We start from the raw sequence: 19,683 nt of genomic DNA, 5'->3' as shown, positions 1-19,683 counted from the left end.
AGGCACCGGCCGAGCGCGAGCAGACCGTCCGCGTCGACACTCGGCGGCTCGATGCGATCGTCGACCTGGTCGGCGAACTGGTGCTGGCCCGCAACCGCCTCAAGACACTGCGCGCTCGATTGCGCGACGAGGACCTCGACCGCGCCGTCGCCACCCTGGACAACGCCACTGCGCGCCTGCAGGGCGCGGTGATGCGCACGCGCATGCAGCCGGTCGGCAAGGTGTTCTCGCGGTTTCCGAAGGTCGCTCGCGATGTCGCCCGCGCGCTCGACAAGGAAGTGGACCTGGAACTGGTCGGCGCCGACACCGAGCTCGACCGCAACCTGGTCGAAGCGCTGGCCGATCCGCTGATCCACCTGGTCCGCAACGCGATCGACCATGGCGTGGAGACGCCGGACCTGCGCGAGGCGACCGGCAAGCCGCGCGCCGGCAAGGTCCGGCTGATCGCCCAGCAGCAAGGCGATTACGTCGGCATCGAGGTCCAGGACGACGGCGCCGGCATCGACCCCGAGCGGCTGCGCGCCAAGGCGCGCGAGAAGGGCCTGATCGACGCCGAATCGGCCGCACGTCTGAACGCCGAGGAATGTCTGCATCTGATCTTCCTGGCCGGCCTGTCGACGCGCACCGAGGTCAGCGACATCTCCGGCCGCGGCGTCGGCATGGACGTGGTGCAGTCACGGATCCGCGAGCTCGGCGGGCAGATCCAGGTGCAATCCGAACTCGGTCGCGGCAGCCGCTTCACGCTGCGCGTGCCGCTGACGCTGGCGATCCTGCCGACCCTGCTGGTCCATGCCGCAGGCGATGCCTACGCCTTGCCGCTGGCGCGGGTGCAGGAAGTGCTGCATGCACCGGCACGCACGGTCAACTGGTTCGATGGCCGCGCCGCGCTCGACCGCCGCTCGCATACGCTCTCGCTGCTCGACCTGCGGCACTGGCTCGACCGGCCGGCGCTCGATACCGCGTTGCTGACCATCGTGGTGCTGCAGCGGGGCGACAGTCGCTTCGGCCTGGTGGTCGACGAAGTGCGCGGGCGCGAAGAGGTGGTCATCAAGCCACTGCCGCGCGCGTTGCGCGGCCTGCCCGGCTATGCCGGCGCGACCCTGATCGGCGATGGACGGCTTGCACTGATCCTCGACGTGGACGCGCTGCGCGGCCCCTGAGCCCTCGGGGCACGGCTCAAGTCGCCGCGCCCGACGCCGATATCGCGATCATGGACCTTTTCAGCGTCGTCGGACTCGTGCTCGCCCTCGCCGCCCTGGTGGGTGGCAGCATCCTCAAGGGTGCCGGGCTCGGCGCGCTGTGGTCGCCGGCTGCCTTCGTGATCGTGATCGTCGGCACGCTCGCCTCGATCCTGCTGCACACCCCGCCGAGCGTGTTCAAGCGCGCGATGCGCATCCTGCGCTGGACGATCCGACCGCCGACCGCCGACCGCGGCGCACTGATTGCGCAACTGCTGGAGTGGAGCAACGTCTCGCGCAAGCAGGGCCTGCTGGGCCTGGAAGCCTATGTCGAGTCGCAGAGCGACCCGTTCCTGCGCAAAGGCCTGCAGATGCTGGTTGATGGTGTCGAACCGGAGGCCATCCGGCACATGCTCGAGATCGAACTGCACGGCGAGGAACAGCAGGACCTGGCCGCGGCGAAAGTGTTCGAGAGCATGGGCATCTACGCGCCCACGCTCGGCATCGTCGGCGCGGTGCTCGGACTGATCGCAGTGATGAAGAACCTGGCCGATCCGTCCAAGCTCGGCCACGGCATCGCCGCGGCGTTCACGGCCACCATCTACGGCATCGCCTCGGCCAATCTGTTCTTCCTGCCCGTCGCCTCCAAGCTCAAGAGCGTGATCGGCCGCCGCAGCGGCGAGCGCGAACTGGCGATCGAGGGCCTGATCGCGATCGCCCAAGGCGAGAATCCGCGCAACATCGAGGCCCGTCTGGCCGGCTTCCTGCACTGAGCCGGCGACGATGGCACGACGCGTCCACCACGAAGAACACGCCAACCACGAGGCCTGGGCGATTCCCTACGCCGACCTGATGACGCTGCTGTTGGCGTTCTTCGTCGTCATGTACGCGGTGTCCTCGCTCAACGAGGGCAAGTACCGGGTGATGGCCAGTTCGCTGGCGAATGCCTTCAGCGGCACGCCGCGGACGATCGACCCGATCCAAGTCGGCGACAATGTCTACCGCGATGCCAGCCTCAAGGCGCCGGTGCCGATTCCCGGCGGCGCGCGGCGCGGTCCGGGAAGTTCGTCGCCGGTGCTCGACTCGCCGCTGCAGCCGATGCTCGAATCGAAGATGCGCAGCGACCGCATCGACGACGGCGCCGACGGCGCGGCGCGTGCCGCCTCGCGCCAGCAACTGGCGCGCATCGCGCTGCAGCTTGAGGACGCGCTGTCGGAAATGGTGCATGCGCGGCTGATCACCGTGCGCCGCGCCGACCTCTGGCTGGAGGTCGAGATCAACAGCGACATCCTGTTTCCCAGCGGCTCGGCGACGCTCGACTTCGGCGCGCAATCGCTGCTCGGTCGACTGGCCGCAGTGCTGCGCGGGCTGCCCAATCCGATCCGGATCGAGGGCTACACCGACGACCGCCCGATCCGCACCGCGCAGTTCCCGTCGAACTGGGAATTGTCGGCCGCGCGCGCGGCCAGCGTGGTGCACCTGTTCGTGCGCGAGGGCCTGGCGCCCGAGCGGCTGGTGATGGTCGGCTACGGCGAACAGCGGCCCAAGGCCGACAACGCCAGCGAGGCCGGCCGCAACGCCAACCGGCGCGTGGTGCTGATGGTGCTGGCCGAGCCCGAGTCGACCCAGGGCCAGCCGATCGGCGGGCCGGCGCCTTCGCAGCCGGTGGCGATCGATGCCATTCCCGCGGTCGCCACTGACCACGCCCCCGATTCCCTGCCCCCCCATCCCCGAGGAGAGACCTGATGCGCGTCTGGGCGATCGCCAACCAGAAAGGCGGCGTCGGCAAGACCACGACCACGCTGGCCCTCGGCCGTGCGATGGTCGCGCGCGGACTGCGCGTGCTGCTGGTCGATCTCGACCCGCATGCCTCGCTCACCCGTGCGTTCGGCATCCCGACCGACCCACCGCCTGCCGGCGTGGCCGACCTGTTCGCCACCCCGCCCTCGAGCCTGGCCGCGCTGATGCGCGCCTCGCCGACCGAAGGCCTGGACTACGTCTGCGCGCAGACTGCGTTGGCGACACTCGAGCGCCGCAGCGCGACCCAGCCCGGCCTCGGCCTGGCGCTGTCGCAGGCGATCACCCGACACACCGGCGGCCACGATGCAATCCTGCTCGACTGCCCGCCCACGCTCGGCCTGTTGATGGTCAACGCCCTGGCGGCCGCCGACCGGGTGATCGTGCCCACGCAATGCGAACCGCTGGCGCTCTACGGCCTGGCCGGCATGGTGCGCACCGCCGAAATGGTCGAACGCTCCCGGCAGCGCCCGTTGCCGGTCTCGGTCGTGCCGACCATGTACGACCGCCGCACCCGCATCGGGCGCGAGACCCTGGCGCAGTTGCAGGACGAGTACGCGGGCAAGATCTGGGACGAGGCGGTCCCGGTCGACACCCAGCTCAGCAACGCCGACGCGCTCGCCCAGCAGGTGGTCAACGGCCATCCGCCGGGCCGCGCCTTCTCGGCCTACGGCCGCGCGCTCGATTGGCTGCTGGCCGAAGATCAGGCGCTGGAGCACGCCGCATGAACGCCGCCGAGGTCGTCGACGACTACCTCGGCGTGCTGCTGTCGGCGGCGCCGACGTCGGCGCCGGCAGCCGCCGCACCCGCGCCGCCTCCCGCGGTCGCCGCCACGCCCGTGACCGCCCCACCGGGCCCGACGCCGGCACCAGCACAGACCGCGCCGCCCCCGCCAGCTCCCCCCGCGACGCGGCCACGCCCGCCTGCACCCGCGCCTGCGGTGCGCGCGCAGCCGGCGCCCCCCGCGACGCCAGCCCCTGCGCCAGCCGCACCGCGGGTCGCCAGCGCCGCGGCCCGCGCCGACATTCCACCACCGCGCCGCAGCGGCGAGCGTCAGGCCCGCTGGCTGCGGCTACGCTGCGGCAGTCAGATTTACGGCCTGGAACTGCTGAAGATCCGCGAGGTCGTGCTGCCCGCCCCGCTGCTGCCGGTACGCGGCGCCTCACCGTGCCTGGCCGGCCTGATGAATCTGCGCGGCCAAGTCGTGCCGGTGATCGATCTGGGGCTGCAGTTGGGCGACACCGCGGTCGAGGACACGCCGGCGACGCGGATCGTCGTGCTTGAAGAACATGGCGACACCCTCGGCCTGCGCGTGTCCACGGTCGAGGACGTGGCCGTGGTCTCCGACGCCCAGATCGAAGGCGCCCACACCTCTCGCCTCGCCCCGGTCGGCGACCACCGCATCCGAGGCATCGCGCGCCTCGGCGGCGCGGTCATGCTGCTGCTCGACGCCTCCCGACTGCTGTCGATGCCGCTCTACACCGCCCGCTGAACCTCACGCGTCCATCCAGACGCGCTTGCTCACTTCGGATGGAAAGCGGCCTGCCGGCCGGAAGCCGCTCTTCCCTCGGCAAGGCATCCTGCCTTGACTCGGGCGCGCGCCATCCGTGGCGCGCTCGACGCGGCCACCGACCGTCAGTCCGCTGCCGCGAACATTGGCAGCCCGACTTCGGTTCGAGGAGAAGTCGCCTGTTTGCAAGACCAAGGTCAGAGTTCAGTTCTCGCGTTGCGAAATTGCACCCTGACCCCGGTTCGGCATCGTGCGCCTCGTCGGCACGGTCACGCTGCTGCTCGACCCCTCGCGACTGCTGCCAATGCCGCTCTATACCGCTCGTTGAGCCTCGCGTTCGGCGACGGATACGCTCAGCGAGACAGGTCTCCAACGAAATCACCGCGCTTCTAGCAGCGTGCCCCCAGCATGCGGCGTTGCACCGACCCGAAGGCGGAATGCAAACGCACGAGGCAGCGGACTGACGGCCGGTGGCCGCGCCAAGCGCGCCATGGATGGCGCGCGCCCGAGTCAGGACAGGATGTCCTGCCGAGGGGGAAGCGGCTTCCGGCCGGCAGGCCGATGCCCATTCGAAGTCACCCCTCATCGCCGCACGCAAAAAGCCCACCCTAAAGCTCGCCGCATCCCTGCCGCTAACCCGTCGTACCCCCGACTTTGCGGAGACGCGATGACCACCGTGGACCTGGGCGAGGATCTCGGCATCGAGACCAGCGCCGCACTCAAGGCACGGCTCGAGCCCCACCTGGCCCACGACCAGGACGTGCTGCTGGACGGCGCCCAAGTGCGACGCGTGCACACCGCCGGCCTCCAGGTGCTGTGCGCGTTCTTCGCCAGCCGCAGCGCCTCGGGCCGGACCACCGCACTGCACGACAGCAGCGCCGCCCTGCTCGACGCCATCCGCCTGCTGGGGATCGGCCACACGCTGGGACTGCCCAGCCCCCCTCGCACCCATTCGAACGCAAGCACAGTGGAGAACGCCGCATGAGCGCACGCATTCTGGTAGTGGACGACTCGGCCTCGATGCGCCAGATGGTCTCCTTCGCCCTGACCTCGGCCGGCTTCTCGGTCGAAGAAGCCGAAGATGGCCAGGTCGCGCTGGGGCGCGCCCAGGGCCAGCGGTTCAACGCCGTGGTGACCGACGTCAACATGCCCAACATGGACGGCATCGCCCTGATCCGCGCCCTGCGCGGCCTGCCCGATTACAAATTCGTCCCGATGCTGATGCTCACCACCGAGTCGGCGTCCGACAAGAAGGCCGAAGGCAAGGCCGCGGGCGCGACCGGCTGGCTGGTCAAGCCGTTCAACCCCGACCAGCTCGTCGCCACCGTCCAGAAAGTCCTGGGCTGACGCCCGCCTTCCGCCTCCGAATCCAGGTCACCCCATGAACATGGACATGCAGCGCTTCCACGCCACTTTCTTCGAGGAAAGCCGGGAAGGCCTGGAAGCGATGGAAGCCGGCCTGCTGCAACTCGAGCAGGGCGACCAGGACCCGGAGCTGGTGAACTCGATCTTCCGCGCCGCGCACTCGATCAAGGGCGGCGCCGCGACATTCGGATTCGATGCGGTTGCCGCACTGACCCACGTGCTCGAGACGCTGCTCGACGAACTGCGCGCCGGCAAGCGCAGCGTCGATGCCGCCGCGACGGACGCGATGCTGGCCTCGGTCGACGTCCTGCGCGCACTGCTGGCCGAAGCCGAAACCGGCCAGCCCGCCGACCCGGCCGCCGCGATCGCCGTGCAGGCCAGGCTCGAGGCCGTGCTCGCCGGTACTGCCGCACCCGCACCGGTCGCGGCCGCCGCGCCGGCCACGCCTGCGGCCGACCCCACCGCCGAGCCGACCGGCTGGCAGATCGGATTCACGCCGGCGCCGTCGATGTTCATGAGCGGCAACGATCCGCTGCGCATCATCCGCGAGCTCGACCAGTTGGCGCCGCTCGCTGTCGCCTGCCGGATGGACCGCCTGCCCGGCTTCGGCCAGCTCGATCCGCTCGAAGCGTATCTGGCCTGGGACCTGGGCCTGATCGGCGCGGTGCCGCGCAGCGCGATCGACGACGTGTTCGCGTGGGTCGAGGACGATTGCACGCTCGACATCCGCCCGACGGCAGCCGCCGCGGCAGCGCCTGCGCCGGCATCCGCGCCCAGCGCGGATCCGACACCCGCCCCCGCCACGGGCGCAGCTGCGACCGGCACCGCCGCCCCGGCGGCGAATGGCCACGAGGCCGAAAGCTCGATCCGGGTCAGTACCGACAAGATCGATGGCCTGATCAACCTGGTCGGCGAACTGGTGATCACCCAGGCGATGCTCAAGCAGGTGTCCGCCGCCCTCGACCCTGCGCTGAGCGAACGCCTGTTCGCCGGACTGGACCTGCTCGAACGCAACACCCGCGATCTGCAGGAAGCGGTCATCGGCGTGCGCATGCTGCCGGTCGACGCGGTGTTCCGGCGCTTCCCGCGTCTGGTGCGCGACCTGTCCACGCGGCTGGGCAAGCAGGTGCGCCTGCGCACGCTCGGCGAAGGCACCGAGCTGGACAAGGGGCTGATCGAGAAGATCGCCGATCCGCTGGTGCACCTGGTCCGCAATGCGATCGACCACGGCCTGGAGCTGCCCGACGCGCGCCGCGCCGCGGGCAAGGACGAAGCCGGCACGATCACGCTTGCCGCCTCGCACCAGGGGGGCCATATCGTCATCGAGGTCGCCGACGACGGCCGCGGCCTGGACCGCGAACGCATTCTGGCCAAGGCCGCCGAGCGCGGCCTGGCCGTGCCGGAGTCGCCGACCGACGCGCAGATCTGGGACCTGATCTTCCAGGCCGGCTTCTCGACCGCCGACGCAGTCACCGACCTGTCAGGACGCGGCGTCGGCATGGACGTGGTCCGACGCAACATCCAGGCACTTGGTGGCGAGGTGCAGCTCGAAAGCCGCACCGGTCACGGCACCCGCGTGGTGATCCGCCTGCCGCTGACCCTCGCCATCCTCGACGGCATGAGCGTGGCGGTCGGCGAGGAGACCCTGATCCTGCCGTTGACCTATGTGATCGAAGCCCTGCAGCCCCAAGCCGAGGACATCCGCAGCCTCGCCGGCGAGGGCCGCGTGTTGCGCGTGCGCGGCGAGTATCTGCCGCTGGTCTCGCTCAACGATCACTACCGCTACGGCCAGCCGCAAGGCGTCGATCCGCTTGTCGTCGTGGTCGAGGGCGACGGCCAGAAGCTGGCGCTCGAGGTCGACGAACTGATTGGTCAACAGCAGGTCGTGGTCAAGAACCTGGAGAACAACTATCGCCGCGTCGACGGCATCTCCGGCGCGACGATCCTGGGTGATGGCCGGGTGGCGCTGATCGTCGACGTCGGCGGTCTGGCCCGGTCACTGCGTCTGCCGCAGGCGGCGTGACACCGACGATGTGCGATCGCGCCGCTATTCGCGGCCGCAGCGCCACATCGCCTGCGATCACCGGATTTCACCTCATTTGCACATTCATTTCCGCGACGTGAATCACGCCGGCAGCACTTGAAAAAATATCGGTTTCAACGTTCAAGTCGTTCCGTTTCCGGCCGCTAGTCGTCAGGCGAAGGACGCGCTCCAGGTGTTGACCAACACCTGCCCGCGTCCTTTGTCGTATCCGGAGACCTCCCATGAGATGGTTGAACAACCTGTCGATCGCCCGGAAGCTGGCGGTCGCCTTCACTCTGATCGTGCTGTTGGCCGCGGGGCTGGGCGGGTTCGCTCTGAACCGGCTGGGCAGCATCAATGCCGAACTGCAGAAGGTCAGCCTCGATGACATGCCGGCGGTGCAGCACCTGGGCGAGATCCGTTCGCAGCTGGGCGAGTACCGGATGTACGAGCTGGCGCAGCTCAGCCGCCTGGACGAGCCCGATGCGGTGCGCGATTACGATCAGCGCCTGGCTGAGATCGAGAAGATCATTGCCGAGCAGCGCGCCCTGTACGAAGCGCTGCCGCTGGTCGACGACGAGCGCGGCCTGTACGACGCGATGACGGCGCGCCTGGCGGCGTACTTCGCCGCGCGGCGTGAGATCGAGCAGGCGCTGGCCGTTGGCGACGGCGAGACCGCGCAGACAGTATCCGACGCGAAGTCGCGTCCGCTGCGCCGCGACCTGTTCGAGTCGATGGCCGCCCTGGCCCAGTTCAACGACCAGCGCTTGAGCAGCGACATCGCCCAGGCCAACGCCGTCTACCGCAGCAGCCTGCTGGCGATGATCGCTGGCATCGTGATCATCGTGCTGCTGGCCGCGGCGATGGCGATCGCGATCTCGCGGACGCTGTCGCGCTCGGTCGGCAGTGCGGTCAAGGTCGCCAACGACGTGTCGGACGGTCGCCTGGATACCCAGATCGTCGTCGACCGCAACGATGAGGTCGGGCAATTGCTCGGCGCCATGCAGCGCATGCAGGGTCAGCTGCGCGCCGTGATCGATGCCCAGCGCGGCATGGCACGTGCGCATGAGGACGGCGCGATCAGCTATCGCATGGACGAAAGTGCCTTTCCCGGCGACTACGGCATGATGGTACGTGAGACCAATGCGCTGGTCGGCTCCCACGTCGCAGTAAAGATGCACCTGATCGAGGTCATGCGCCAGTATGCGATCGGCGACCTGACGCCGGACCTGGAGCAGTACCCGGGCGAGAAGGCGGTGCTGACCGAAACCATGGCCACCGTGAAGGCCAACCTCGGCGCGATCAATGCCGAGGTCAAGGCGCTGGCCGGCGCGGCCGCACGCGGCGACTTCAGCGTCCGCGGCGATGCGGCCCGGTTCCAGCACGATTTCCGCGGCATGATCGAGGACCTCAACCGGCTGATGGATGCCGCCGACGGCAACCTCGACCAGCTATCGCGGCTGCTGCAGTCGATCGCGGCCGGTGACCTCACCGCGCGCATGGACGGCGACTTCCACGGCGTGTTCGCCCGCATGCGCGACGACGCCAATGCCACCGTCGCCCAACTCACCAGCATCGTCGCCCGCATCCAGGGCGCGTCGGCTGCGATCGGCACCGCGTCCACCGAGATCGCCTCGGGCAACGACGACCTCTCGCGCCGCACCGAGCAGCAGGCCGCCAACCTGGAGGAGACCGCCGCCTCCATGGAGGAGCTCACCTCCACCGTCCGCCAGAACGCCGACCATGCCCGCCAGGCCAACCAGCTCGCCCAGGGCGCCGCCACCGTCGCCTCCCAGGGCGGCGAGGTCGTCGGCCAGGTCGTCTCCACCATGGCTGAGATCGAAGCCTCGTCGCGCAAGATCGCCGACATCATCTCGGTCATCGACGGCATCGCGTTCCAGACCAATATCCTCGCGCTCAACGCCGCGGTCGAGGCCGCACGGGCCGGCGAACAGGGCCGCGGCTTTGCGGTCGTGGCCTCCGAGGTCCGCACGCTTGCCCAGCGCAGTGCCAATGCCGCCAAGGAGATCAAGGGCCTGATCGAGGACTCCACCGGCAAGGTCGCCAGCGGCGCCGCGCTCGCAGGACAGGCCGGCACCACGATGGCCGAGATGGTCGCCTCGGTGCAGCGCGTGACCGACATCATGGCCGAGATCTCTGCCGCCTCGCAGGAGCAAGCGGCGGGTATCGAACAGGTCAACCAGACCATCGTGCAGATGGACGAGACCACCCAGCAGAACGCGGCCCTCGTCGAAGAAGCCTCGGCCGCCGCGCGGGCGATGGAGGAGCAGGCCGCGGGCCTGGCCGATGCGATCGCGGTGTTCCATATCGAGTCCGCTCACGTCAGCGCAGCCACCCGCCGACCTGCCGCCGCGGCGGCGCCGAGCGCTCTGGCCGCCCCCCGCCCAGCGCCGCCTGCCGCGCCCGCCAAGCGCCCTGCCCCTGTGCCCACCCGCAAGGCGCCAGCGGCGGTGCTGGAGACCGACTGGGCAGAGTTCTGATCGCCAGGCCCGGCCGGCCCACCCCGTCGCACTGGGGTCGGGGCGGCCGGGCACGCGCCTGTCGGCACACACGCCTCAATCTCGACGCAGCGCGGCCGATACCGGTGGCAGGCCCACTCCTGCCACCCTCATGAATTCCGTCGCCGCCGTGCTCCGTGCGCTGTCCGATCTTTCGATGCAGCGCAAGTTCCTGCTCCAGACCGCGCTCGTCGCGACCGGCATCATCCTGCTGGCCGTCGTCGCGGCCCGGGTCCAATTCGTGGACCTCAACCAGTCCCGCAAGGACGGTGTCGCATCGCAGGTCAAACTGGCGCTGGGTGTCGTAGAGGAGTACGCCAGCCGCGCCGAACATGGCGAGCTGACCCTTGAGCAGGCCAAGGACCGCGCCCTGCGCACGCTGGCGGCGATGCGCTCGGACAACGACGTCGACTACTTCTTCGTCACCGACGAACGCCCCACCGTGCTGATGCACCCGATGCGCGCGGACCTGATCGGCAAGGACGTGTCCGGGATCACCGATACCGATGGCACGGCCATCTACAGCCGCTTTGTCGAAGTCGCGCGCGCCGGCGGCGGCAACGTCGACTACGTCTGGGCCAAGCCGGGCGAGGACGAACCGGTGCACAAGACCTCCTACTCGGCGTTGTATGCGCCGTGGGGCTGGGTCGTGACCACCGGCGTCTATCTCGACGATACCCAGTCCCAGGCGCTGACATTCACCGCGATCATGACCGTCGTCGGCGGCCTGCTGGTGCTGCTCAACGCCGGGATCGGCTGGCTGATCGGCCGCTCGGTGCTCGAGCCGCTGGGGCGGGCGGTGAACGCGATCCGCGGCGTGGCCCACGGCGACCTGAGCATCCGCACCGGCCACCAGGGCCGCGACGAGATCGGCCAGATGCTGCGCTCGACCGACGAGATGGTGCACATGCTCGAGCGGTTCTCCGAACAGACGCGCGAGATGATCCGCCAGCATGCGGGCGACGACATGCGTCACCGGATGCCGGTCGACTTCCCGGGCGTCTACGGCGAACTGGCGTCGGGCATCAACACCATGATGTTCGAGCACTTGGACGCATTCGTCGAGGCAATCGAGATCCTCAACGAGTACGCCAACGGCGACCTGTCGCGCGACGCGCGCCGCCTGCCTGCCAGCCGCGCGGTGCTGCACGAGGCGATGGACGCCGCCAAGGCCAGCCTCATGGCGATCAACGGCGAGATCAACCGGCTGGCCGCCGCGGCCGCCGCCGGCGACTTCTCGGTCCGCGGCGACGAGAGCCGGTTCCGCGACGATTTCGGGCGCATGATCCAGAGCCTCAACGCGATGATGGCGGCCAGCGATCGCAGCCTGAGCGAGCTCTCGCGGCTGCTGCAATCGATCGCCGCCGGCGACCTGACCGCGCGTATGGACGGCGACTTCCACGGCGTGTTCGCCCGCATGCGCGACGACGCCAATGCCACCGTCGCCCAGCTCACCGCCATCGTCGCCCGTATCCAGGACGCGTCGGCTGCGATCGGCACCGCCTCCACCGAGATCGCCTCGGGCAACGACGACCTCTCGCGCCGCACCGAGCAGCAGGCGGCCAATCTGGAAGAAACCGCCGCCTCGATGGAGGAACTGACCTCCACCGTGCGCCAGAACGCCGACCACGCCCGCCAGGCCAATCAGCTCGCCCAGGGCGCGGCCACCGTCGCCTCCCAGGGCGGCGAGGTCGTCGGTCAGGTCGTGTGCACGATGGCCGACATCGAGGCCTCGTCACGCAAGATCGCCGACATCATCTCGGTCATCGACGGCATCGCGTTCCAGACCAACATCCTGGCGCTCAATGCCGCGGTCGAGGCCGCACGGGCCGGCGAACAGGGTCGTGGCTTTGCGGTCGTCGCCTCCGAGGTCCGCACGCTTGCCCAGCGCAGCGCCAACGCTGCCAAGGAGATCAAGGGCCTGATCGAGGACTCCACCAGCAAGGTTGCCAGCGGCGCAGCGCTCGCAGGACAGGCCGGCACCACGATGGCCGAGATGGTCGCCTCGGTGCAGCGCGTGACCGACATCATGGCCGAGATCTCCGCCGCCTCGCAGGAGCAGGCGGCGGGTATCGAACAGGTCAACCAGACCATCGTGCAGATGGACGAGACCACCCAGCAGAACGCGGCCTTGGTCGAAGAAGCCTCGGCTGCTGCGCGGGCGATGGAGGAACAGGCCGCCGGGCTTGCCAATGCGATCGCGGTGTTCCGTGTCGATACCGCCACCGCGTTGCTGCAGGCAGTGGTGGACGCGGCCCGCCCGCCGGCCCCAGGCCACGCGCTGCCCTGATCGTCCAGGCCCACCCCACGCATGACGGCAAGGACGATGGCGCCTGCAGACCCGCTCCATCCGCTGGACGACGAAGCGCTGTCGCGCTACATGCTGCGCGACAGTGCCGACATGGGCCGGGTGCTGCGCAGCCTGGTCGAGACCAAGGCATTGATCAGCGGCAGCCTGATGCCAGGCGACCTGTCTTGCCCGACCGCACTGCTCGCGGTCGGCGACGACGGCACGCTGGTACTCGACGCCAGCCGGCAGGACGCCCTCAATCGCAGGATTGCGACCTGCACCCAACTCGTCTGCGATACCCGGCTCGACGCGGTGCAGATCCGTTTCCGACTCTCGACGCCATTGCCGATGCTGCACGAGGGGCGCCAGGCGTTCGTCGCATCCTGGCCCGAGGCGCTGCTGCGCCTGCAGCGACGCGATCTTTATCGTGTCGTGCCACCGCTCGATGCCGGCGTGACGCTGCACCCGGGGCATGGCGACACCCCGGCGGCGTCATCGGACGACGGCCTGCGGGTGCTGGACCTGAGCGGCGGCGGGCTCGCGGTGGCGATGGATGACGGCGAGGATCCGCGTTTCGCACCCGGGCGCACGCTCGATCGCTGCCTGTTGCAGCTGCCGGACGCCACTCCGATTCCGGTGGCCGTCACTGTCGCGCACCGCTTCTGCGAGCAGACCGGCCCGCGGGTGCGCTGGCGTGCGGGCTGCCGCTTCGTCGCGCTGGCACCGGCCGCGCAGCGGCGCATCCTGCAGTCCATCTTCCAGATCGAGCGCCAGCGCAACGCCCGGCTCCGCCGCGCCGTGTAGCGCCGGCGCCTAAAGTTGCCCGCCGCGCGGCCGATGTCGCACGGGACACCCGACACGCGCGCGAGCGCGGCATGCCTGCAGGAGCGCACCGATGAGCAGTCCAGATCCCCAGAACGCCGGCGAGTACCTCACCTTCACCCTGGGCGACGAGCACTACGGCGTCGACATCCTCAAGGTGCAGGAGATCCGAGGCTACGACGCAGTCACCCGCCTGCCCGACGCGCCGGACTACATCAAAGGCGTGATCAACCTGCGCGGCACGATCGTGCCGGTGATCGACCTGCGCCTGAAGCTGCGCCTGGCGCAGGCGCGCTATGACAGTTTCACGGTGATGATCGTGCTCAATGTCGAGGACCGTGTCGTGGGGATCGTCGTCGACGGTGTGTCGGACGTGGTGCCGCTTTCTGCCGAGCAGATCCGCCCGACGCCCGAGTTCGGTGCGGCGATCGACACCCGCTGCATCTCCGGCATCGGCACGTTCGACGACCGCATGCTGATCCTGCTCGACATCGAGACCCTGCTCGACAGCGCCGAACTGGCGGTTCCCCAGGCAGCGTGATCCCCGATCTGGGACCGCCGTCACACAGCTTTCACTCAAGGCCCGGCCGCACACGGCCGATAGAGGCGGACACAGGCGCTTTCGCGCCTGCCGTCCATCGATCAAGGAGCAGACCATGACCATCCACTGCAAGACGTCTTCCCTGCTGGCCGCGCTGCTGCTGGTCGGGGGCGCCTCGACCGCCTTCGCCCAGGAGGCCATCCGTCCCGAACAGGCCGTGCGCTTCGTCGGCAAGAGCGGCATGGTCTGCGGCAAGGTCGAAAAGACCCGCTATGCGGAGAACACCGAAGGCCAGCCGACCTTCCTGTACATGGGCGGCGCGTTCCCGCGCCACACCTTCTCGGCGCGCATCCCCAACGAGCAGCGTGACCGGTTCCGTCCCTCGCCCGAGGAGCTGGAAGGCCGCGATGTGTGCGTCGTGGGCACCATCCAGCGCGACGCCAGCCGCGCCGAGATCGCAGTCAGCTCGCCCAGCGACATCAAGCTCGCCACCATCAAGTAAGCCCCGCGCCCGGATTGCAGACCGCATCCGGGCCGTTTTTCCATCCGGCCGCCTACGGGGGATTGCCGCATGCACTGGTTCTCGAATCTCAAGCTCGCACCGAAACTGATGCTGGCATTCGGCGTCGTCCTGATCCTGATGATCGCCCAGGGCGTGGGTGGCTTCATCGGCCTGCGCTCGCTCGACAGCGTGACCGACCACCTCGCTGACAACACCCTGCCGACGCTGACCACGGTCGGCGAAACGCGCGCCCTGCTCGGCGAGTATCGCGCCGCGTCATACCTGGGTTTGGTGCGCGCCAGCGATCAGGTCAAGCGCGATGCGCGCGAGCGCACCGCTGCGATGGAACAGCAGATCGACGCAGCCATGGCAGCGTACGCGCCGCTGATCGTCTCGCCGGAAGAGCGCAAGCTCTACGACGGCTTCGTGACCGCTTGGACCGATGCCAAGGCCTCCTACCACGAGGTCAACGAACTGATCGAGCTCGACCTGCCCGACGACGCCACCGACACCTTCATCGGCCGCACCCGCGACCTGCACATGGCCGCCGGCAACGCGTTGCAGGCGCTGCAGGCCGAGGCCGACCGTCAGGCCACCGCGGCCCGTGAGGAGGCGCGCTCGGTGCAGACCGGGTCGAGCATTCTGATGGTGGTCATGCTGCTGGCCGGCATCACCGGCGGCATGGTCATCGCCTGGCTGATGGCACGCAACCTCACCGGCGCCACCCGCTCGGCAGTCGCGGTCGCCAATGACGTGGCCAGCGGCAAGCTCGACACCCGCATCGATGCCAGCCGCCGCGACGAGATCGGCGACCTGCTCAAGGCCATGCAGCGGATGCAGCACGACCTGCGCGAGCGGATCGAGCGCGATCAAAAGATCGCCAGCGAGAATCTGCGCATCCGCACCGCGCTCGACAGTGCCTCGACCGGCATGATCGTCACCGACGAGAAGTTCGACATCCTCTACGTCAATCCGGCGCTGGAGACCGTGATGCGCGACAACGCCGAGGCGATCGCAGCCGAGCTGCCGCACTACGATCCGGCCCAGCCGCTGCTGGGGGCCTCGCTGGCGACGTTCGAGCTGGACGGCAAGCCGGACCAGCGCGTGCTGACCAGTCTCAAGGAGCGCGGCATCGCGCACCGCGAGATACATTACCAAGACGCCTGCATCGCGCAGATCATCTCGCCGATCCGCGACGCGCAGGGCCGCGATATCGGCCTGATCGCCGAATGGCGCGACCGCACCGGTGAAGTCCGGGTCGAAGCCGAAGTCGCCCGCATCGTGTCCGCGGCCGCGGCCGGTGATCTCGACCATCGCGTCTCGCTGGACGGCAAGCACGGCTTCATCCTGCAGCTGGCGCAGCAGCTCAACAGCCTGCTCGACGCCAACGCGGTCAGCCTGGCGCAGGTCTCGCACGTGCTCAATGCGCTCGCCTCGGGCGATCTGACCGCGCGCATGGAAGGCGATTTCCAAGGCGTGTTCGCCCGCATGCGCGACGACGCCAACGCCACCGTCGCCCAGCTCACCGCCATCGTCGCCCGCATCCAGGGCGCGTCGGCTGCGATTGGCACCGCGTCGACCGAGATCGCCTCGGGCAACGACGACCTCTCGCGCCGCACCGAGCAGCAGGCGGCCAATCTGGAAGAAACCGCCGCCTCGATGGAGGAACTGACCTCCACCGTCCGCCAGAACGCCGACCACGCCCGCCAGGCCAACCAGCTCGCCCAGGGCGCGGCCACCGTCGCCTCCCAGGGCGGCGAGGTCGTCGGTCAGGTCGTTTCCACGATGGCCGACATCGAGGCCTCCTCGCGCAAGATCGCCGACATCATCTCGGTCATCGACGGCATCGCGTTCCAGACCAACATCCTCGCGCTCAACGCCGCGGTCGAGGCCGCGCGGGCCGGCGAACAGGGCCGCGGCTTTGCGGTCGTGGCCTCCGAGGTCCGTACGCTTGCCCAGCGCAGTGCCAATGCCGCCAAGGAGATCAAGGGCCTGATCGACGACTCCACCAGCAAGGTCGCCAGCGGTGCCGCGCTCGCTGGACAGGCTGGCAAGACCATGGCCGAGATGGTCGCCTCGGTGCAGCGGGTGACCGACATCATGGCCGAGATCTCCGCCGCCTCGCAGGAACAGGCGGCGGGTATCGAGCAGGTCAACCAGACCATCGTGCAGATGGACGAGACCACTCAGCAGAACGCCGCACTGGTCGAAGAAGCCTCGGCCGCCGCGCGGGCGATGGAGGAGCAGGCCACGGGCCTGGCCGACGCGATCTCGATGCTGCGGATCGAAGGACAGGCCGTGGCCGCACCCGCCGCGCAGCCGACCCGGGCAGCGCCGCCACCGTCTCGCAAGCCGGCACCCGCCGCGCCACGTCCGGCGACACGCGCTCCCGCCGCGCCCGCCCTGGCCGAGGCGGACTGGGCGGAGTTCTGATCGTTGCCGCCGATACGGGGCACCGACAAGGCCCGGCCCAGTGCCGGGCCTTGCGCGTGACGCGACGATCGCGGTCAACTTCGCCGGCATCGCGCCGATAACCATCGAGTCTCCCTGACGCGCCGGTCGCCATGAGTGCCGCTTCCCTGCCCCACCCGCCCGGCGACGCCCGCCAGTTCGTGTTCGCCGACCGCGATTTCCGTCGCGTGTGCCAACTGATCCACGACCGGGCGGGCATCGCGCTGGTCGCCAGCAAGCGCGACATGGTCTACGGCCGGCTGTCGCGGCGGCTGCGCGCGCTCGGCCTCGACGACTTCAGTGACTATCTGGCGTTGCTGGAAGGCGATCCTGACGGCGATGAATGGCAGGCGTTCACCAATGCGCTGACCACCAATCTGACCTCGTTCTTCCGCGAGCCGCACCACTTCGAGACGCTGCGCACCCAGTTGCAGCGCGCCGGGTCGGGCCGCAAGCCGTTGACGCTGTGGTCGTGCGCAGCCTCGACCGGCGAGGAACCGTACTCGATGGCCATCACCGCCTGCGAGGCCTTCGACACGCTGCAGCCGCCGGTGCGCATCGTCGCGACCGACATCGACACCCAGGTCCTGGCGACCGCGCGTCAGGGCGTCTATCCGATCGAACGCGTCGCCGCGCTCGACGCGGACCTGCGGCGCCGCTTCTTCCAGCGCGGCACCGGCCCCAATGCCGGCAAGTGCCGCGTGCATCCGGCGCTGCAGGCGCTGATCGAGTTCCGTCCCTTGAATCTGCTGGCCGGCCGTTACGATGTCGGCGGTCCGTTCGATGCGATCTTCTGCCGCAATGTGATGATCTACTTTGACAAGCCGACCCAGCGCGGCATCCTGTCGCGGCTGATCACGCACATGGACGCGGCCAGCCTGCTCTATACCGGGCACTCGGAAAACTACCTGCACGCCGCCGACCTGATCCAGCCCTGCGGCCGCACGCTGTACCGCCGCCACTTCGCAGCGACTGCCCCGTGAGCGCGCCGCCCAGCGACACGGTGATGCGCTACCGCGACCCGCAGTTCCAGGTGCCGGCCGCCAAGCTGCTGCCGACCCAGTACCTGGTGGTCAACGACGGCACCGCGCTGGTCACCGTGCTGGGCTCATGCGTGGCCGCGTGCATTCGCGACCCGCTGCTGCACCTGGGCGGCATGAACCACTTCCTGTTGCCCGACGGTGGCAATGGCGACGGCGCGCCGGCCCGCTACGGCAGCTATGCGATGGAAGTGCTGATCAACGAGCTGCTCAAGCGCGGCGCCAGCCGCCGTCGCCTCGAGGCCAAGGTGTTCGGTGGCGCCAACGTGCTCAAGGGCTTCACCAGCAACCCGGTGGGCACGCGTAACGCCGAGTTCGTGCGCGGCTATCTGGACGCGGAGAACATCCCGGTCGTGGCCGAGGATCTGCAGGGCATCCATCCGCGCAAGGTGTGGTTCTTCCCGCAGACCGGCAAGGTGATGGTCTACCGGCTGCCGCACGCACACGGCGCCGAGGTGGCGGCCGCCGAATCGGCCGTCCGTGCCCGCTTGGCGCGCGCGCCGGTCGCCGGCGATGTGGAGCTGTTCGAATGACGCCGGTGCGCGTGCTCATCGTCGACGACTCGGCGGTCGTGCGTCAGTTGCTGACCGAAGTGCTGTCCGCCGATCCCCAGATCGAGGTCGTGGGCAGCGCCGCCGACCCCTTGCTCGCCCGCGAGAAGATCAAGCGCCTGCATCCCGATGTGCTGACCCTCGATGTCGAGATGCCGCGCATGGACGGCCTGGTGTTTCTCGACAATCTGATGCGACTGCGACCGATGCCGGTGGTGATGGTGTCCTCGCTGACCGAGCGCGGCGCCGACATCACCCTGCAGGCCTTGGCGCTGGGCGCGGTGGACTTTGTCGCCAAGCCACGCATCAATGTCGCCCACGGCCTGGAAAGCTACGCGCAGGAGATCACTGCGAAGGTCAAGGCCGCGGCGCGCGCGCAGGTCCGCGCCGCACCGCGCCCGACATCGCGTCCGGCGGCCGGGCCCGCTGCTGCGACCGAGACGACCGCCACACCGGTCGCGTTGCGCTACCGCACGACCGACCGGCTGATCGCGATCGGCGCGTCCGCGGGCGGTACCGAAGCGATCCGCGTCGTGCTCGAAGCGATGCCGCCCGATGCACCGGCCATCGTGCTGACCCAGCACATTCCCGCCAGTTTCAGCGCACCGTTCGCCGAACGCCTGGACCGGCATTGCGCGATGCTGGTGCGCGAGGCGCGCGACGGCGAGACCATCCTGCCCGGGCATGTCTACCTGCCGCCGGGCGACCACCACCTGCGCGTGCTGCGCGACGGCGCTCGCTGGCGTTGCCGGCTCGACCCCGGCCCACCGGTCAACCGGCACCGGCCCGCGGTCGACGTCCTGTTCCGCTCGGTCGCGCAGGCGGCGGGCGCCAACGCGGTTGCGGCGATCCTCACCGGCATGGGCGACGATGGCGCCCGCGGACTGCTCGAACTGCGCGAGGCCGGGGCTGCGACGCTGGTGCAGGACGAGGCCAGCAGCGTCGTCTGGGGCATGCCCGGCGCCGCCTGGAAGCTGGGCGCCGCGCAAGAATGCCTGCCGCTGGACCGCATCGCCCAGCGCCTGCTGACATTGGCCCGGCGCGAGTCGGTGGACTGACGCCACCTGCGACGCTTGCCGCCAACGCCAAAACCG

The 19,683-nt window shown here is 69.4% G+C and carries 17 protein-coding genes; all 17 read left to right on the top strand.

Going from position 1 to position 19,683, the window contains the following annotated elements:
- Nucleotides 1-1,160, top strand: a 1,160-nt coding sequence (locus WAF18_RS15200; RefSeq protein WP_337245843.1) for a chemotaxis protein CheA, incomplete at its 5' end; no start/stop codon positions are given.
- A gap of 50 nt (nt 1,161-1,210) precedes the next feature.
- Nucleotides 1,211-1,951, top strand: coding sequence for a flagellar motor protein (locus tag WAF18_RS15195; protein WP_183426873.1), 741 nt, complete (start codon nt 1,211-1,213; stop codon nt 1,949-1,951).
- A 10-nt stretch (nt 1,952-1,961) separates the two neighbouring features.
- Nucleotides 1,962-2,924, top strand: a complete 963-nt coding sequence (motD, locus tag WAF18_RS15190) for a flagellar motor protein MotD (RefSeq protein ID WP_337245842.1) — start codon at nt 1,962-1,964, stop codon at nt 2,922-2,924.
- On the top strand, nt 2,924-3,703 hold the full coding sequence (locus WAF18_RS15185; protein ID WP_183426871.1) for a ParA family protein: 780 nt from the start codon (nt 2,924-2,926) through the stop codon (nt 3,701-3,703). Before motD ends, WAF18_RS15185 begins: the two co-directional genes overlap by 1 nt.
- The gene (locus WAF18_RS15180; RefSeq protein WP_183426870.1) at nt 3,700-4,467 is read left to right on the top strand and encodes a chemotaxis protein CheW; all 768 of its coding nucleotides are present in this window, start codon (nt 3,700-3,702) and stop codon (nt 4,465-4,467) included. Before WAF18_RS15185 ends, WAF18_RS15180 begins: the two co-directional genes overlap by 4 nt.
- A gap of 685 nt (nt 4,468-5,152) precedes the next feature.
- Nucleotides 5,153-5,470, top strand: coding sequence for an STAS domain-containing protein (locus WAF18_RS15175; RefSeq protein WP_183426869.1), 318 nt, complete (start codon nt 5,153-5,155; stop codon nt 5,468-5,470).
- Nucleotides 5,467-5,832, top strand: a complete 366-nt coding sequence (locus WAF18_RS15170) for a response regulator (protein ID WP_183426868.1) — start codon at nt 5,467-5,469, stop codon at nt 5,830-5,832. Before WAF18_RS15175 ends, WAF18_RS15170 begins: the two co-directional genes overlap by 4 nt.
- A 34-nt stretch (nt 5,833-5,866) precedes the next feature.
- Complete coding sequence (locus WAF18_RS15165) at nt 5,867-7,873, top strand: chemotaxis protein CheA (protein ID WP_337245841.1); 2,007 nt, start codon at nt 5,867-5,869, stop codon at nt 7,871-7,873.
- 242 nt (nt 7,874-8,115) lie between these two features.
- Nucleotides 8,116-10,374 (top strand): methyl-accepting chemotaxis protein, encoded by a 2,259-nt coding sequence (locus tag WAF18_RS15160; protein WP_337245840.1) that lies wholly within the window; start codon nt 8,116-8,118, stop codon nt 10,372-10,374.
- Nucleotides 10,375-10,504: 130 nt separating this feature from the next.
- On the top strand, nt 10,505-12,682 hold the full coding sequence (locus WAF18_RS15155) for a methyl-accepting chemotaxis protein (protein WP_337245839.1): 2,178 nt from the start codon (nt 10,505-10,507) through the stop codon (nt 12,680-12,682).
- 36 nt (nt 12,683-12,718) lie between these two features.
- Nucleotides 12,719-13,486 carry a flagellar regulator YcgR PilZN domain-containing protein gene (locus WAF18_RS15150; RefSeq protein WP_337245838.1) on the top strand — a complete coding sequence of 256 codons (768 nt, stop codon included), beginning with the start codon at nt 12,719-12,721 and terminating at the stop codon, nt 13,484-13,486.
- A gap of 91 nt (nt 13,487-13,577) precedes the next feature.
- Complete coding sequence (locus WAF18_RS15145) at nt 13,578-14,045, top strand: chemotaxis protein CheW (protein ID WP_183426863.1); 468 nt, start codon at nt 13,578-13,580, stop codon at nt 14,043-14,045.
- Nucleotides 14,046-14,160: 115 nt separating this feature from the next.
- The gene (locus tag WAF18_RS15140) at nt 14,161-14,547 is read left to right on the top strand and encodes a hypothetical protein (protein WP_337245837.1); all 387 of its coding nucleotides are present in this window, start codon (nt 14,161-14,163) and stop codon (nt 14,545-14,547) included.
- Between the two features lie 69 nt (nt 14,548-14,616).
- On the top strand, nt 14,617-16,980 hold the full coding sequence (locus WAF18_RS15135; protein ID WP_337245836.1) for a methyl-accepting chemotaxis protein: 2,364 nt from the start codon (nt 14,617-14,619) through the stop codon (nt 16,978-16,980).
- A gap of 131 nt (nt 16,981-17,111) precedes the next feature.
- Complete coding sequence (locus tag WAF18_RS15130) at nt 17,112-17,981, top strand: CheR family methyltransferase (protein WP_337245835.1); 870 nt, start codon at nt 17,112-17,114, stop codon at nt 17,979-17,981.
- A complete protein-coding gene (gene cheD / locus WAF18_RS15125) occupies nt 17,978-18,571 on the top strand; it encodes a chemoreceptor glutamine deamidase CheD (RefSeq protein ID WP_337245834.1) in 594 nt (197 codons plus the stop codon). The genes WAF18_RS15130 and cheD overlap by 4 nt, the downstream gene beginning before the upstream one ends.
- Nucleotides 18,568-19,647: a chemotaxis response regulator protein-glutamate methylesterase gene (locus WAF18_RS15120; RefSeq protein ID WP_337245833.1), complete on the top strand. Its 1,080-nt coding sequence runs from the start codon at nt 18,568-18,570 to the stop codon at nt 19,645-19,647. The genes cheD and WAF18_RS15120 overlap by 4 nt, the downstream gene beginning before the upstream one ends.
- The last annotated feature ends 36 nt before the right edge of the window (nt 19,648-19,683 follow it).

This window comes from Luteimonas sp. gir (assembly GCF_037198055.1).
Classification (GTDB): Bacteria; Pseudomonadota; Gammaproteobacteria; order Xanthomonadales; family Xanthomonadaceae; genus Luteimonas; species Luteimonas citri_A.
This window is presented reverse-complemented; position numbering and strand designations above follow the sequence as displayed.

What these genes read in the sequence shown, in the direction of transcription:
- WAF18_RS15195 (WP_183426873.1), top strand. Translation starts at nt 1,211, where the DNA reads ATGGACCTTTTCAGCGTCGTCGGACTCGTGCTCGCCCTCGCCGCCCTG.
- motD (WP_337245842.1), top strand. Translation starts at nt 1,962, where the DNA reads ATGGCACGACGCGTCCACCACGAAGAACACGCCAACCACGAGGCCTGG.
- WAF18_RS15185 (WP_183426871.1), top strand. Translation starts at nt 2,924, where the DNA reads ATGCGCGTCTGGGCGATCGCCAACCAGAAAGGCGGCGTCGGCAAGACC.
- WAF18_RS15180 (WP_183426870.1), top strand. Translation starts at nt 3,700, where the DNA reads ATGAACGCCGCCGAGGTCGTCGACGACTACCTCGGCGTGCTGCTGTCG.
- WAF18_RS15175 (WP_183426869.1), top strand. Translation starts at nt 5,153, where the DNA reads ATGACCACCGTGGACCTGGGCGAGGATCTCGGCATCGAGACCAGCGCC.
- WAF18_RS15170 (WP_183426868.1), top strand. Translation starts at nt 5,467, where the DNA reads ATGAGCGCACGCATTCTGGTAGTGGACGACTCGGCCTCGATGCGCCAG.
- WAF18_RS15165 (WP_337245841.1), top strand. Translation starts at nt 5,867, where the DNA reads ATGAACATGGACATGCAGCGCTTCCACGCCACTTTCTTCGAGGAAAGC.
- WAF18_RS15160 (WP_337245840.1), top strand. Translation starts at nt 8,116, where the DNA reads ATGAGATGGTTGAACAACCTGTCGATCGCCCGGAAGCTGGCGGTCGCC.
- WAF18_RS15155 (WP_337245839.1), top strand. Translation starts at nt 10,505, where the DNA reads ATGAATTCCGTCGCCGCCGTGCTCCGTGCGCTGTCCGATCTTTCGATG.
- WAF18_RS15150 (WP_337245838.1), top strand. Translation starts at nt 12,719, where the DNA reads ATGGCGCCTGCAGACCCGCTCCATCCGCTGGACGACGAAGCGCTGTCG.
- WAF18_RS15145 (WP_183426863.1), top strand. Translation starts at nt 13,578, where the DNA reads ATGAGCAGTCCAGATCCCCAGAACGCCGGCGAGTACCTCACCTTCACC.
- WAF18_RS15140 (WP_337245837.1), top strand. Translation starts at nt 14,161, where the DNA reads ATGACCATCCACTGCAAGACGTCTTCCCTGCTGGCCGCGCTGCTGCTG.
- WAF18_RS15135 (WP_337245836.1), top strand. Translation starts at nt 14,617, where the DNA reads ATGCACTGGTTCTCGAATCTCAAGCTCGCACCGAAACTGATGCTGGCA.
- WAF18_RS15130 (WP_337245835.1), top strand. Translation starts at nt 17,112, where the DNA reads ATGAGTGCCGCTTCCCTGCCCCACCCGCCCGGCGACGCCCGCCAGTTC.
- WAF18_RS15120 (WP_337245833.1), top strand. Translation starts at nt 18,568, where the DNA reads ATGACGCCGGTGCGCGTGCTCATCGTCGACGACTCGGCGGTCGTGCGT.